Here is a 15,718-nt window from a genome sequence, read left to right on the forward strand (position 1 = left end):
GTAAAACTCCCAGTACCAGTGTCTTCCCAAAAATTCGCGAGTGCGAAGGCTGGATAATCGGAGATGTAACGGCGATATGCCAATGAAGTCCCCGATTTTTGAAGTCGATCAGCTTTTGCTAACCGCTCAAATCCGACTATCGAACTCTTCCAGAAACCCTTACCAGGTGAGTATTGATAGCCTTCAAACTCGTAGACAAATCCTGTCGATGAACTCCCACTTTGAGAGCGTAAATCGCTCAATCGAAATATCAAATCTTCCGAAGTGAACAATTCCGGCATTGTCTTTTCTTCGCGCGATAGTCTACGATACGGCCCAGCAGGCTTTCGTACAAATTGATACGTATCTACTCCATCGCCTCCAAGCACTTTCTTGCGAAGAGGCTGCCTGTATTTTGTAAATTCTTTGTTCTTTCCATACCAAAGCAAAAAGTCGAAAGACTGTGGCAAAAAACTAAGCCCTCGCCCTGTTGTCTTTGCAAAACAGATCTCGCTCAAGAAGTTTTCTACTCCAAACACCTCATCCATCAACGCCCGTACCCGATGCACATTCTCATCCCCAATCTGCACAAAGATCGAACCCGAGTCCGTCAACAAATCTCGCGCCACTGTCAGCCGATCCCGCAAATACGTCAAATACGAATGAATCCCATCGCGCCACGTATCGCGAAACGCCTTCACCTGTTCCGGTTCGCGCGTAATGTGGTCGGTGTTGCCGTCTTTCACATCGCGGCTCGTGGTTGACCACTGAAAATTGGAGTTGAACTTGATGCCGTAGGGCGGATCGATATAAATGCACTGCACCTTGCCGCGCAGGCCTTCGCGCTCGGCCAATGAAGCCATCACCTGCAAGCTGTCGCCGAGGATCATGCGGTTGCTCCAGTTGGCCTCGTGCTGGTAGAACTCGGTTTTGGCGTTGTCGCTCGGCAGGCCATTGAAATCCGCAAAGAGATCGACTTGCTCTTCCGCGGTTTTCTTGCCGCTTGCGCTGCGGCGGAGCAGATCGTCAATCAACACCTTCGGATGCACCTTCTCTTGAATATAAAGCGGCGGCGCTTGCACGACGAGATCGGACCAATCCTGCTCGTCCTTGCCGCGCCAGACGAGTTGCGGATCGAGATCGCGATTGCGGTTCGACGCCGGCTCACCGACACGGCGCTCATAAGCCACGCGCAACGGGCTTTGCTCCTCCTTCTGCATTACCGATTGATATTCCGCGGTGGGAATGTTCTTGCGCGAAGCGTCGTCATGTTTAATGGCTTCGACGATTTTCTTGCCTGATTTTTTGCCAGTTTTCTTGGCCATGGGGTTGGTCCTTGTTGATCTTTATACGATTCCCGTTTATTGCTTCCGGCTGCTTTTGCGGCGCTGATAGAGGCGCTCGGTGAAACCGCCTTCTTTTTCAAAGGCGGTGGCTTGGGCAGCAAGCTGGCGGCCTAGAAGAGAGACAGCCACTCCAATTAGAACTAAAGTTGCATTTGCTGCAATTTCAGAATGGGCCATCCTTATGGACTCAATGGACTTCATGGACTGTCCAGATTGTCCATGCTGTCCATAAATTTCTTTAACCCAAGCCGCCACCTCATCAGCGGTGCCGCAGCGCCGATCAATCAGTTTTTTGCGGCGTGGGTCGTTCGGCGCCCATTTCTCCAAATCCCTTTGCCGCAAATAATCCTCATAGTCCAGCCGGAGTTCTTCCAGGCTGGCGCGCGCCACGTTGGTCAGTTTCATTTCCATTTTTTTCGAGGTGCCAGAAACTTGGCTGCCTTCAGCAATGTTTTGCACGCCGCTGCGCGCGGCTTGCACCATTTGATCGTGGGTGCGGCTGCGCTTGTCGATGTAACGATCGCAGAAGCGCACGGTCACATCGTAAACCAACTGCGCGATTTTGAAGCTCTTGAGCTTGCGGTAGCCGCCGTGTTTTGGAATTAAGGGTTCCGGTTCAGCCATGACTAGCGTCCGCTTGATTAGGAGTCCAAAGCGCCGGGGTTCTTCAAGGATTTCTTTTTTTCAGAAGCGAGGCGGCGTTCGACCTTTTTGACGTCTTCAGCCGCCGGCAAACTTTCGGGGCGGATGCCGCGTTCGAGCAGCGTTTTGCGCACGGCTTTGTTGTTGGTGATGTGCTCGTTGGAGATGGCGCCCTCGGTGGTCATTTGCTTTTGTTTGGCATTGAAGATGGTAATCTCCGTGGCAAAGTCTTTTGCCTTCAGGATGATCGTGGGCGCAAAATCGGCCAAAGGACGGTTGTCGGGTACTTTCCATTGCGCTTTCATGGCTTGCGTGGTTTTGTTGAAGAGTGCCTGATCGCCTTTGCTGCGGATCAATGCGAAATCCTGATTGCCGCCGGTTTGCTCATAGATGACTTGCGACAATTCTTTTTCCGTGGCCGTGAGCTTCTTGCGCGCCGAGAGACGCTCCGCTTCGAGCAGCCGCTGTTCGATCAACTCCGCGCGGCGGGTCTGAATGGCGAAGTAGGTTTGCGCGAAGGCAATTTCCTGTTTCTTGGGATCGCCATTTTGCGCGATGAGATAGCAGGCGTAGCGCGTGAGCATGAGATCGTCCACTTCCCGCTGGCTGCCCGAGCCGAGATCGACCATTTTGTTGACCTCAACAAAATGGTCTGAGATGGCGTGACCCGATACTTCGCAGGCGGTTTTGGCCTTACTGATGACGGCGGTAAAGTTGCGCCATTCGGTATAGCCAAGCAAGTGCTGCAAATCGCGCCCAAGCCAAAACTCGACGCCGGTCTCGGTTTGCTGCGCATGGGCCTCAAAGGTTGAGGTCAGCGTGTGAACCAACTCAGTTTTCATGGGTGAACCCTCCAATCATTTTGTTGAACTCGCTTTCAATCTCAAAAACCTCGGTAAACTCGGCGAACGCCCAGCGGCCATATTCTTTGAGATGATTGACGCCGGGAATCCAATACGTTTCCATCGTGGTTTTCTTTTCTTTGGCATCCTCGCGGCGATAGCCTTTGATTTCAACAATCAGGTGCAGCGGATCTTCGTAGCCGTCGTCGATCAAGACGATGAAATCCGGGCGATACTTGCGCAGCGCCGAGCCGTATTGATAGGGCACTTCCAAACCGAGATTGTGGTTCTTCACATAGGCTTTGACGCCCGGGTGAGACTCGGCTACACGGCAGAATTCCGCTTCCCAATCCGAATCGAGAATCACCCAATTTATATGACAGCGGCGCGCATCAGTTTCCCAGCGGTTGCGCTTGGTGGTGGTGAAATTGACGTGAATCGTGGAGCCGGTGGGATTGTACGGATCGATCACGGCTTTGATGGGCTGTTTGCCCGCGTGTGCGCGTGTGATGCCCGCGGTAATTCTTGCACATGCCATATCGGCCAGTTCCTGATATCTGAGTTGCGCGGGATACGTGCCGCCTTTGCAAACAAGACATGTGTCAAGCCAGTGTTTGGCAATGCGCTTGAGTTGACCGAACAGATGCAAGCGCGGTTCTTCGCTTTGGTCGCGCCATTTGGTGTACAGCAAATGTTTCGTTAGATAAAAAAGCAAGGTGGATTGCCGCATATCGTCAAGATGTTCTAAATTCAAATCAACGCCTTCGCCGATAATGCCGGCGTTCGTTGTTTTTGAAGGGCCGACGAGATCGGGCGTCAATTCCAAAATAGAATCGTCATTGAATTCTGCGGTCAGCCGTTCTTCGGGAAGTTCGACACGATAACCTTCCACACGCGGGAATCGAATTTCAAGATGATCGCGCCCGGGCCGAACCGCCTGGACTTGAATCGTGTCACGCGGTGCTTGCGGCGGCGCAACCACCGGCTTCGCAGTGAAGTCAAACGGAATGCCGAGAATGTCGGCATATTCAACATTGAACTTGCCTTTGTTTGGGCCGTCCTCATTAAGATCGTAGGACTGCCGGCGAAGCGCGCGGCCAATAACCTGCTCGCACAAAAGCTGCGTGCCGAACGCGCGCACGCCCAAAATGTGCGTCACGGTGTTGGCATCCCAGCCTTCGGTCAGCATCGAAACCGAAACCACGCAGCGGATCGATTCACCGAGACGGCCTTCTTTGCCCACGGTGTTCATGACTTCGCGCAGCAAATCCTGATCGCTGATGTTATCCGCCTGTCGAGGATCGCCGGTGCGCGCGATGATTTCACGGCGGAAGCGTTCGATCTCATCGCTGGCCATCGCGCGAAAATTGTCGTCGAGTTTCTCGCCGGATTCGAGTTGTTCGCTGTCGATGAGCAACGTATTCGGACGCGCGAGCTGGTTGCCGTGTTCGTCAAAATTGCGGAAGAGAGCCAAGCGTCCATTCTCAAGCGAAGTCGAGCCGTCTTCATTCTTGCGATGAAAACCGGAGATGTAGTCATAAACCAATTTTGAGGTGGAGGTATTGTTGCACACAATGATGAAACAGGGCGGCACGCGAATGCCGCTTTCTTTCCACAGTTGAAAAGTTTTTTCATAATGGCCGTAGAGGGCATCAAGCGCCGTCTGGAGTTGCGGTGGCAAGTCCAGTGGGTCAAGTAATGCCGACTTACTCCGGCCTTTCTTTGGCATTTTGTCTCGAATATTTTCCCACAGATTTCGATACACCGGCATGTCTCCGCCGGGAATGTTATCGGCCACCGGTACGCGTGGCAATTTGACGATGCCGCACTCGATGGCATCCATGAGAGAAAAATCACTCATGGTCCAATGAAACAGCGTGCCTTCACCGTAACCGGAACCGCGCAGAAAAAACGGCGTGGCGGAAAGATCGATCACGCGCGCCAGGCCGAGCTTGCGGTTCACGGCTTCGAGGCCGGATATCCACAGCCGCGCAGCTTCGTTGTTGCGTTCCACTTCTCGTTTATCTTCACCTTTGAGCTCCTCGTCTTCTTCGGCGTCGGCTTTTTTACGATAGCAATGATGGGCTTCATCATTGAGCGCTAAAATGTTCTTCATGCCCATGAGATCAGGCATGACGCGCTGGAGCATCTGGCCTGCGGTTTCCACGGTCTTGAGCGGTTCACCCCGTCGGCCTTGCAACAAGCTGCGCGTGCCCTTGGAAATTTCCATGCGCTCGCGCAATTTGAAAGCATGATAATTAGTGATCACGATCTTGGCGCGGTCCAGCTCGCCGAGCATGTCGCTTGGAACAAGTTCACGGCTTCGGTAATAACTGTCGGGATCATTGGGTTGCAGCACGCGCAGCCGGTCTTTGATCGTTAATCCGGGGGTGACAACGAGAAAGCCGCGCGTGAATTTCTTGCTGCCTGGATGGCGCACGGCATTAAGGGTTTGCCACGCAATCAGCATCGCCATTACCGTAGTCTTGCCCGCGCCAGTTGCGAGTTTTAGCGCCAGGCGCATGAGTTCCGGATTCGCTTCTTTGTTGGAGCTGGCAAGATGTTCGAGAAAGCGGCTTCCGGTTTTGCCCAGTTGCGGCGCAACCTCGGTGAGCCAGATCGCGGTTTCAACTGCTTCCACTTGGCAAAAGAAAGGCCGAATGTTATTGAACAGATGATGGCGCCAATGCTGAAGCAAGCGCGCGGTTTCGGGCGTGACTTGCCAGTGGCCGGGGTTGGGCAAGTTGCGCCACTGCGCAATTTGATAACGCAGCTCATTGATGACCGGCGTGGGATCATACTGTTGCGCTTGCGTTGAAAGTCCCTTGCCTTCATCGAAGATCATCTGCTCCTGTTCTTTTGGGGCTTTGCGCTTCCGCGGCTTGGGAATCGGCGTGATGTATTCCGCCGCGCGGCGAGTATCGATGATCTGTTGTGTCGGTTGGCCTTGCGCATCAAGCTCCCAATGCTTTACCGGGAGTTCGTAAGGCGAGTTGAGAATGGGACGTTCGAAAAAGAGATTGGTCATTTCCACTTTTTTCCCTCATGACTGCTGTTATTCGCATGGACAAATGCGGAGCGGGAGTAACCCGATTTATGGTTGAAGAAAATCAGAATGCCCGCCAAGAGATTTTGATCTGCCGTCTCGGTTCAAGGGCAAAACACACTTTGCGAAAATACATAAAGTCGTTCATTGACAGCAGGCGAAATGCAAGATGTCTGAGTGATGCTCACCCATTTATCTAATGTATTGTTACCTTGAGAAGTATATCCCGCACTGTATGTCACCAGAAGGGAACTGGTGAAGTCGCAGGCATTATGCCGAGTACTTCACAAGATTCAAATGACATTTCGAGCGTGTACTCCCACAAAATAAGTATTTGCAGCAAGGATGGAAATAGTTATTTTGGATTGCCTCCGCGGCGTATTCGTTTAAAAGTTTCCACAAGGGGCGATCACGGAAATAATTTTTAGCGTTTTTAAAGGCGTTGAAAATGCGCCTCAAGATTGTTTCTGAAGCCGGTTGTGCGTGATGGTGTCTGATTTACAGGTTTGCGGCAAAACAAAATTCTTGGTGCAAGAACCAAAATTGTATTGAATGCAACCCAACATTTTTGGCAAAATTCTGTCTCATTAAAAAATCGTAGGGTAATTTCGTGGTGGTTTGTTCCATATTATTCTTTAAGCACTCAATTTACCTCAAACCAGGAGAAAGGGATGAAAAAGTACATGATGGCTGCGCTGTTGCTGCTGGCGCTTCCGCTCGTGGCCCAGGAAGAAGCACGCTTGCTGCGTTTCCCGGCCATTTCGGATGATCAAATCGTTTTTACGTATGCGGGTGATTTATACAGCGTGGCGACCACCGGCGGCCTCGCCCGCAAGCTCACCAATCATCCGGGCTATGAGATGTTTGCACGGTTCTCGCCGGATGGAAAATCCATTGCATTCACCGCTCAATATGACGGTAATACCGAGGTGTTCTTGATGCCGTCCACCGGCGGCGCGCCGCAGCGTTTGACGTACACCGCCACGCTGGGCCGGGACGATGTCTCCGATCGCATGGGGCCGAACAACATCGTGATGGCCTGGCGGCGCGACGGCAAGAGCATCGTGTTTCGCTCGCGCATGCGTTCGTTCGATGCGTTTATCGGATCGCTTTTCTCGGTTTCGATGGAGGGGCAGCCGCCGGAGCAGATTCCGGTGCCGCGCGGCGGCTTCTGTTCGTTTTCACCCGATGACAAGAAGATGGCGTATAACCGCGTGTTTCGCGAGTTTCGCACGTGGAAAAAATATCGAGGCGGCATGGCGGACGACGTTTGGATTTATGATTTCGCCACGAAGCAGATCGAGAACATCACCAACAATCCCGCGCAAGATATCATTCCGATGTGGGCCGGCAACAAAATTTATTTTCTCTCCGACCGTGACGACAACAAGCGTATGAATCTTTACAGCTATGATCTGACCACGAAGGATACGAAACGCTTGACGAATTACAGCGATTTCGACATCAAGTTTCCGTCCGCCGGGCAAAATGCGCTGGTGTATGAGTATGCCGGATACATTTACAAATTCGATTTTGCCACCGAGCAGTCGCAGAAAGTGCCGATTCAAATTGCGGATGATATGGTCTCCGGCCGCAACGAGCTGCGCAGCGTCGGCAGCGAAGTGACGAATTATGAAATTTCTCCCGACGGCAAGCGCGCGCTGTTTGGCGCGCACGGTGAGGTGTTCACGGTGCCGGCGAAATATGGCGCAACGCGCAATTTGACCAACAGCGCCGGCGTGCACGAACGCAATTCCAAATGGTCGCCGGACGGCAGATGGATTGCTTTCATTTCCGACAAAACCGGCGAAGATGAAATTTACATTGTGAATCAAGACGGCAGAAGCGCGCCGCAGCAAATCACCAACGAGGGCGCGGCGCCGAGCTACAAATATCAAATCGAATGGTCGCCGGACAGCAAAAAATTGTTGTGGGGCGACCGCAAGCAACGCCTGCGCTTCGTTGAGGTTCAAACCAAAGCCATCACCGAAGTCGAGCAATCGCCGGTGTGGGAAATCCGGCAATACGGTTGGTCGCCCGACAGCAAGTGGATCACCTACGCCCGCCAGGAAGAAAAGGCGATGACGACGCTCTATATCTATTCTCTTGAGTCAAAAAAGTCGACGGCGGTGACCGAGGGCTGGTACGATTCCGGTGATCCGGCGTTCAGCGCCGACGGCAAATTTTTATTCTTCGTTTCGAGCCGGGATTTCAACCCGATTTACAGTTGGACGGAATGGAATCACGCTTATCAGGACATGGCGCGCATTTATTTGCTCACTCTCTCCAAAGAGGTGGAATCTCCATTCAAGCCGCGCAGCGATGAAGTTGAGATCAAAAAGGAAGAAGTGAAAGATGAAAAGGCCGCGAAAGCCGATAAAAAGGAAGAAAAACCGGCGGAGAAAAAAGAGCCGGTTGTGGTGAAAGTCGATTTCGACGGATTGCAGAACCGCATTGCGGCGTTGCCGATCAAAGCTTCGAATTATCGGCATTTGGTTTTGGTGGGCGACAATCTGTATTACAATCGCAAAGGCAGCGCTGATGAAAAATCACTGTTGCTGATGTATGATTTCAAAGAGCAAAAGGAAACCGAGCTGGGTCCGGTGGATGGTTTTGAGATTTCCGCCGATCAAAAGAAAATGCTGGTGGGGCAGGAGGGAAGTTACGCGATTATCGACTTGCCGAAGGCCAAAATTGAGTTGAAGGAAAAATTGAATCTTAGCGGCATGGAGATGAAGCTGAACCGGCAGGACGAGTGGCGTCAAATCTATAACGAATGCTGGCGGCAAATGCGCGATTTCTTCTTCGATCCCAACATGCACGGCGTGGATTGGAAAGCGCAGCGCGAGAAATACGCGCCGCTAGTGTCGCATGTGAATCATCGCAACGATTTGACGTATGTCATCGGTGAAATGGTGGGCGAGTTGAATGTGGGACACTCTTATGTCGGCGGCGGCGACCGCCCGAGCGTGCGGCGAATCAGCACTGGCTTGTTGGGCGCGGAGTTGGAGCGGGACGCCACTTCCAAATTCTACCGGATCAAACGCATCTTGCGCGGCCAGAATTGGGATAAGTCGCTGCGCTCTCCGTTGACTGAGATCGGCGTTAAAGCCAGCGCCGGTGATTACATTTTGGCGGTTGACGGCGAGCCGGTCAACGCGATGGCGAATATCTATGAAGCGCTGTTGAACACGGTGAATAAGCAGGTCAAATTGCGCTTGAATTCCAGGCCGGAAATGGCCGGCAGTTGGGAAACGACGGTTCTGCCCATTGCTGATGAAGCATCGTTGTATTATTATGATTGGGTCGAAAGCAACCTCAAAAAAGTTAGCGAAGCCACCAAGGGCGAAGTCGGTTACCTGCACGTTCCGGACATGGGGCCGGCCGGCTTGAATGAGTTCGTGAAGCACTTCTATCCGCAACTGCGCAAGCAGGCGTTGATTGTCGATATTCGCGGCAATGGCGGCGGCAATGTTTCGCCCATGCTTATCGAGCGCTTGCGGCGAGAGGCGGTCATGATCGGCATTGCGCGCAATTCCATTCCGACGCCCGATCCCAACGAAGCGCTGCTGGGACCTGTGGTTTGCCTCATGGATGAATTTTCCGCCTCGGACGGCGATTTATTCCCCTACCGTTTCAAAATGCACAAGCTTGGCAAGCTCATCGGCAAGCGCACCTGGGGCGGCGTGGTCGGCATTCGCGGGCCGTTGCCGCTGGTGGACGGCGGGCAATTCTTCAAGCCGGAGTTTTCGCGTTATGATTTGGGAGGAAAAGAGTGGATCATCGAAGGGCACGGCGTTGAACCGGACATTTATGTTGACAACGATCCGGGCAAGGAATTTTCAGGCATCGATGAGCAATTGAATCGCGCCATTGAAGAAATCGTGGCTGAAATGAAAACCAAAGCCAAAGCGCTTCCGCCGCTTCCGCCGTATCCAAAAAAGAATTGAGGGGCTAAAGGCTGTGGTTTGCATGCAACCCAACGAAGACGATGATCGGGGCAAATTTTTTCAACTTATTTTGAATTCATGGAGCAAGCAAAAAACTTACGCGCCTCGGCCCGGCCGAGGCGCGAAGTTTTTGCTGAAAACTATACAAAGGCGCGCCCGTCTTTACTCTCGCAGTTTTCTTTTCTGTTTCTCCTCTGAGTATCGGCATATTTCCGGAAATGCCCGGTGCAGAAGTTTGTGTTGCAAATGACAACTCGTTTCTGAATGAGCATTCATGAACTGTTTTACCAAAATCAAACGGCCGCTGTTTTGGAGTGTGTGGCTGTTATTGCTTTTGACTGTGCCTCTCGGCGCGCAGCCGGCAAAACACACTTTTGTCCGGCTTGGCGTAGAAGATGGTCTTTCCTCCACCGAGGTGCACACGCTGTTGCAGGATCGCTACGGGTTCATTTGGATTGGCACGGCGGATGGATTGAATCTCTACGACGGCTACAGATTTACGCCCTACCAGCGCAAACCGTTCGATTCCACGTCGATCTCGGCGAATGCCACCACAGCGTTGTACGAAGATCGCCAGGGCACATTGTGGATCGGCACGGTTCATGGGTTATCCCGCATGAATGCACAGGAACGCGCCGCCGGCCGCTTCCAGCAATTTCTGCACGATCCTGCCAATCCCCAAAGCTTGAGCGCCAACATCATTTCCGCAATCTGCGAAGATGCTGACGGCAATCTGTGGATTGCCACGCGCGGTGGCGGGCTGAATCGCTTTGATCAAAGTCAGAATATATTCGTGCATTACCGCCGCGAGCCGGGCAATCCCTTCGGCTTGAATGATGACATCGTTTTGACGTTGCACCGCGACCGCGATGGCGTGTTGTGGGTGGGAACAGCGCGCGGCGGTTTGCAAAAATTCGATCCATCCACACAACAATTCACCACGTTCACCTGGCAGCATCCCAGCTTTCTCCCGCATTACGAGCAATATCCGCCTGCTGTTTTCGCATTCATTGATTCGCTGTGCGCCGTGCAAGTGCCGCTTGCCGCGGTGTTGCAAGCCGGCGATGGTAAAGATCGAACCGTAAAATTTGATTTGCCGGAAGACAGTATTGTGCTCGTTATCGCGACTGGCGAAGCGCTCGAACCGCCGTTGTTTGATTTCGCCTGGCTGGAACGCGAGGGCGAGTCTGTTTGGCAAATGCGCCATGCACATTCAAAGCATGGCGGCGGCGCGGCCAAAAATCGTATCGCCATCGCCAGGCTTTATCTTCGTGCGGGCGCTTATGCATTGCGCTATCGCTCCGACGACAGCCATTCCTCGCAAAAATGGAACGCTTGGCCGCCGCATCGCCCCGAGCTTTGGGGCGCGCAAATATTCCGGCTCAATGCTGATGGCGCCGGCAAGATTGCGCCGTTGCTGCGCCAGGCGTGTCGCCCGAGCGCGCTGTCGCATGCGCAAGTAAATGCGATCATCGACGATCCTCAACCCGGCAGTCGCACTTTGTGGATCGCGACGGCGCACGGACTCAATCGTTTTGATACAGTCACGGAAACATTCTCGCATTATTTTCCAGATTCAAAAAATGCCGCTGCAGAAGCGAACTTCATCACTGCGTTGGCCGCGGATGATTCCGGTGGATTGTGGATTGGCACAATGGCGGGCGTGCTCCGCTTCGATATAAAAGCAAACCGCTTTGTCAATCCGTCGGAAACATTCGAATACGGCGCACCGCCGCGCGGCAATATTAATACTTTGATCACCGATCACACCGGCATCTTGTGGGTGGGCGAAGGGAGCGGAGGGTTGCACAAGCTTGTTCCGAGAAAATTCTCTCATCATCTTCTTCCGGAAGGTGGGCCTTCGAATCAAATCTTAGCCATCTACCAAGATAAAAAAAATAGTCTTTGGCTGGGTACGGCCGCGGGGTTGGTGAGGTATGATCGCAGCTCAACGCGCACGCGCAATTTCAAGCATGATCCCGCCAATCCCAACAGCTTGCGTGCCGGGCCTGTTTCTTTTATTCACGCAGATCAATCCGGCAACTTTTGGATTGGAACCTGGGGCGGCGGATTGAGTCGCTTCACGCCTGCAACCGACAAGTTTGTGCATTATCATTTCGATCCGCGCGACCCCTCTTCACTCAGTTCGAATTTTCTGCATTGCGTTGCGGAAGACAATAATGGCATGTTGTGGATCGGCACGGCCGGCGGTCTCAATCGTTTTGATCCGCATAGCGGGCGCGCGCAACGATTCTTGCATGATCCCAACGACCCGCAAAGCATTCCTGCCAACGAGGTTTTTTCGTTGCTCGTTGATCGCAGCGGCGCTTTATGGGCGGGAACGGCATTGGGCGGATTGAGTAAGTTCGATCCTGTTACTGGGCGCTGCCAAAATTATGTTCATGATCCCAATGATCGCAGCAGCCTGAGCAATCGCACCGTCACGGCATTGCATCAAGATCGCAGCGGCACACTCTGGATTGGCACGTACAGCGGCGGATTGTGCGCCTTGCAGCGCGACAAAAACGGTGACGAAAAATTTATAAACTACATGGTAGATAGCGGCCTGCCCAGCAATAAAATTCAGGCTATTTTGGAAGATGAAGAAGGCCGGCTGTGGTTGAGCACCAACAACGGCGTGGCGCGTTTCGATCCCATCACCAAAAACGTTCGCCGCTACACCGTGCAAGATGGATTGCAGCATGCGCAATTTTTTCGCAATGCGGCATGGCGAAATGCTGCTGGTGAAATGTTCTTCGGCGGTAGCAATGGCTTCAACAGTTTTTTCCCGGCTCAGATCAGAGACGATCCCCGGCCTGCTCCGGTGGTGTTGACGCAGTTCAAAAAGTTCGACCATGTGCAACGTTTTGATCGGCCGCTCGCCGTCATCGAAAATATTGCGCTGCGGTACGACGAGAATTTTTTTTCCTTCGAGTTCGTGGCGTTGGATTACGCCGGCGCGGAGAATGTGCAATATGCTTACAAACTCGAGGGCCTGGATCAGGATTGGAGGTATTGCGGCGAACAGCGGATCGCGACCTATACCAACGTCGATCCAGGCGAATATGTTTTTCGCGTGAAAGCCTCTAATCATGATGGTGTTTGGCACGAACGAGGCGCATCCATCGAGATCGCGATTGCCCCACCTTTTTGGCAAACGGCTTGGTTTTTCCTGGCGAGCCTGGGCGCTACAATGCTCACGGCGTACGCGCTTTTTCAGTATCGTTTGCGCGCGCAGGTGCGCAAGTCATTGGAGCTGGAGCGCGTGCGGTTTCTTGAGCGTGAAAAAGTAAGAGAGCAGATTGCGCGCGACTACCACGACGAGATGGGCCACAAAATTACCAAGATCGGCTTGTTCAGTGAGTTGCTCACCAGAAACGTCAACGGCATCGCAAGGGAGCTGAAGGAGCATCTCGATAAAGTTTTGGAAGCCTCGCAAAGCCTTGCGCTCGACGCGCGCGATTTCATTTGGGCGCTGAATCCGGAAAAAGATTCATTGTATGAAACCTGTTTGCACTTGCAAGAATTTGGAAACACCCTTTTTGAAGAATCGGAAATCAACTTTCAAGTACAGGGTTTGTCCGAAGCATCAGCGCATGTCAAACTCAATATGGAATGGAAACGCCATCTCACGCTGCTCTTTAAAGAAGGCATGAATAACGTTCTCAAACATGCGCGCTGCAAAAACGTCGTTTTGGAAATCGAGATACAGCACGGCAATTTGCAAATGTCGTTGGCTGATGACGGCGTCGGGCTGGCCCCTATCAATGGCCATGTGCGCAACGGCGCGGGCGTGGGTTTGGAAAACATGAAACGCCGCGCGCAGCTTCTACACGGGCAATTGGAGATTGAGTCGCCGGAAGGCAAAGGCACGACGATTCGGTTTTTGAGTGCATTACCCATCAATGGGTATTGAAAAAGTGACATTAATTATTTATTCGGAATTGCGAATTCAACCCCTCCGCGGTCGTAAAAGTTTGGTGGAATACTATAATCCATGGTTTCGATCACCGTCTCTCTTATTGAAGATGACGCCGACATCCGGCGCGGCTTGATGCTCTTGCTCAATAACACACCGGGCTTCAGTAGCGCGGCAGCATATGGCGATTGCGAAACCGCCTTGCGTGAAATCGCGGACGATCCGCCCGACGTGTTGCTTATGGATATTCAACTGCCGGGCATGTCCGGCATCGAAGGGGTGCGCCGGCTAAAAAAGCTTCTGCCTGATCTCGATATTATCATGCTTACCATTCACGATGACGATAAACGCGTTTTCGATTCGCTTTGCGCCGGTGCGTGCGGTTATCTCGTCAAAACCACGCCCCCGGCAAAAATTCTGGAGGCTATCACAGAAGTGTATAACGGCGGCGCGCCCATGAGCGCGAGCATCGCGCGTTTGGTGATTCAATCATTTCGAAAATCTTCGGACTCCAATCTCTCGCCGCGCGAGCAGGAAATTCTCGGGCTGCTGTGTCAAGGCAAAAGTTACAAGATGATCGCCGCTGCGCTTCATCTTAGCAAAGGCACGGTGCATTCGCATCTCAAAAAAATTTACAAAAAACTCGAGGTCAATTCCATGACTGAAGCCGTGGCGAAAGCGCATCAGGAAAAACTTGTTTAAATTTTGCCGCTGCAAGTTAAAACCTGTTTGCTCGCGTGTTTTTGCATTTCTTTCACAAACAGGCTCAAGAAACGAGGATTTGAATGAAGCCAGAAAAAGCTCGATCACGCTGCAAAATTGTGCGCTTGAGAAATAATCTGAAATTCGCCACAAAACAAAAAATTTTCTTTGCACTCGTCTGGTTGCTCGTTCTGAATGCCGCGGTTGCGGCTCAACGGGTTTATCAGCACGAGGAAAAATTAGAAGGGCAAATATTTCTCACGCCGCAAATTGCCATTCCCGTCGAAAACGCCGGTTATACTTTAATGTTGCCGGAAAATGGCAAAGCCAAAGGGTTGGTCATTTTCTTCAATGCGAACCGCGATCCGTTGCCCTCCAACAAAGAACCCAATCTGGAATTTTATGCTCTACAGCACGATTTGGCCGCACTGTACGTGACGACCGGCAATCGCCTTGAATTCTTTTTCGAAGAAGCGAAACTCAAGCAGATTGATCGATACATTCATGAAGCGTTGAGCAAATACCATTTGCCAAAAGACAATTTGTTGTTCGCCGGCATGTCGCTCGCCGGAACGCGCGCGCTCAAGTACACGATCTTTTCCAAGCAGTACAAGGGCATCGTGCCGAAGGCCATCGCAATTTGTGACTCACCGCTCGACTTCGTACGTTTTTGGAAAGAAGCCGTCAAAGCGCGCGATTTGAACTTTCATCCGGCGGCGGCGAATGAAGGCGCATGGGTGTCGGGTTATCTCGAAGCCAATCTCGGCGGCACGCCCAAAGAACAATTTCAAAAGTATGCCGACTATTCGCCCTACAGCTATTCTGTTGAAGGAAAAGGCAATGAGGGATACTTCGTTGATATTGCCATTCGCGCGTACACCGAGCCGGACGTCAAATGGTGGATGGCAACGAGAAGAAAAGATTACTACAGCATGAACGCTGTCGATTTCGCCGCGCTCATCAACGAATTGAATCTTATGGGAAATCAGCAAGCCGAGTTGATCCTCACGACAGACAAAGGCTATTTGCCGGACGGCAGCCGGCATCCGCATTCGTGGAGCATCGTGGATAACAAAGAACTGATCAACTGGTTTGTGTCGTTGCCGGTAAAATAGAAACAAAAAACCCTTTGATATGCTCGAACGCTTGCAGCAAAAAATCCCGCTGTTCTGGCAGTTTCAAATTTTGGGTTGGCTGGTCTTTGGCGTGGCCATGGCTTTCTCGCGCGTGGGCGTGTACCCGTTCTCGTACATGGCGGTCGACAAAACTGTGTTGGCGGGGCTGGGCATTCT

8 protein-coding genes are annotated in these 15,718 nt (G+C 52.3%); 4 read left to right on the plus strand and 4 right to left on the minus strand.

Annotated elements, in window-relative coordinates; all coding sequences use genetic code 11:
- The 4 genes from FBQ85_13470 to FBQ85_13485 form a co-directional block, all read right to left on the minus strand.
- The coding region (locus tag FBQ85_13470) for a site-specific DNA-methyltransferase (protein ID MDL1876163.1) at positions 1 to 1,304 on the minus strand (1,304 nt) is incomplete at its 3' end.
- A gap of 36 nt (positions 1,305 to 1,340) precedes the next feature.
- Complete coding sequence (locus tag FBQ85_13475; protein MDL1876164.1) at positions 1,341 to 1,949, minus strand: four helix bundle protein; 609 nt, start codon at positions 1,947 to 1,949, stop codon at positions 1,341 to 1,343.
- Between the two features lie 17 nt (positions 1,950 to 1,966).
- Positions 1,967 to 2,809 (minus strand): DNA damage-inducible protein D, encoded by an 843-nt coding sequence (gene dinD / locus FBQ85_13480; protein ID MDL1876165.1) that lies wholly within the window; start codon positions 2,807 to 2,809, stop codon positions 1,967 to 1,969.
- Positions 2,799 to 5,837 carry a restriction endonuclease gene (locus FBQ85_13485; protein MDL1876166.1) on the minus strand — a complete coding sequence of 1,013 codons (3,039 nt, stop codon included), beginning with the start codon at positions 5,835 to 5,837 and terminating at the stop codon, positions 2,799 to 2,801. The genes dinD and FBQ85_13485 overlap by 11 nt, the downstream gene beginning before the upstream one ends.
- 689 nt (positions 5,838 to 6,526) lie before the next feature.
- Between FBQ85_13485 and FBQ85_13490 the strand changes: the two genes are divergently transcribed.
- From FBQ85_13490 to FBQ85_13505, 4 genes are all read left to right on the plus strand, one after another.
- Positions 6,527 to 9,805: a protease gene (locus FBQ85_13490; protein ID MDL1876167.1), complete on the plus strand. Its 3,279-nt coding sequence runs from the start codon at positions 6,527 to 6,529 to the stop codon at positions 9,803 to 9,805.
- 274 nt (positions 9,806 to 10,079) lie between these two features.
- Positions 10,080 to 13,721, plus strand: a complete 3,642-nt coding sequence (locus tag FBQ85_13495; protein MDL1876168.1) for a hypothetical protein — start codon at positions 10,080 to 10,082, stop codon at positions 13,719 to 13,721.
- 81 nt (positions 13,722 to 13,802) lie between these two features.
- A complete protein-coding gene (locus tag FBQ85_13500) occupies positions 13,803 to 14,426 on the plus strand; it encodes a response regulator transcription factor (protein MDL1876169.1) in 624 nt (207 codons plus the stop codon).
- Positions 14,427 to 14,509: 83 nt separating this feature from the next.
- A complete protein-coding gene (locus tag FBQ85_13505) occupies positions 14,510 to 15,541 on the plus strand; it encodes a hypothetical protein (GenBank protein ID MDL1876170.1) in 1,032 nt (343 codons plus the stop codon).
- Positions 15,542 to 15,718 lie beyond the last annotated feature (177 nt).

Source organism: Cytophagia bacterium CHB2, from assembly GCA_030263535.1.
GTDB lineage: Bacteria > Zhuqueibacterota > Zhuqueibacteria > Zhuqueibacterales > Zhuqueibacteraceae > Coneutiohabitans.

Bases quoted from the DNA above. Each gene is read 5' to 3' on its own strand.
- FBQ85_13475 (MDL1876164.1), bottom strand. From the start codon at position 1,949: ATGGCTGAACCGGAACCCTTAATTCCAAAACACGGCGGCTACCGCAAG.
- dinD (MDL1876165.1), bottom strand. From the start codon at position 2,809: ATGAAAACTGAGTTGGTTCACACGCTGACCTCAACCTTTGAGGCCCAT.
- FBQ85_13485 (MDL1876166.1), bottom strand. From the start codon at position 5,837: ATGACCAATCTCTTTTTCGAACGTCCCATTCTCAACTCGCCTTACGAA.
- FBQ85_13490 (MDL1876167.1), top strand. From the start codon at position 6,527: ATGAAAAAGTACATGATGGCTGCGCTGTTGCTGCTGGCGCTTCCGCTC.
- FBQ85_13495 (MDL1876168.1), top strand. From the start codon at position 10,080: ATGAACTGTTTTACCAAAATCAAACGGCCGCTGTTTTGGAGTGTGTGG.
- FBQ85_13500 (MDL1876169.1), top strand. From the start codon at position 13,803: ATGGTTTCGATCACCGTCTCTCTTATTGAAGATGACGCCGACATCCGG.
- FBQ85_13505 (MDL1876170.1), top strand. From the start codon at position 14,510: ATGAAGCCAGAAAAAGCTCGATCACGCTGCAAAATTGTGCGCTTGAGA.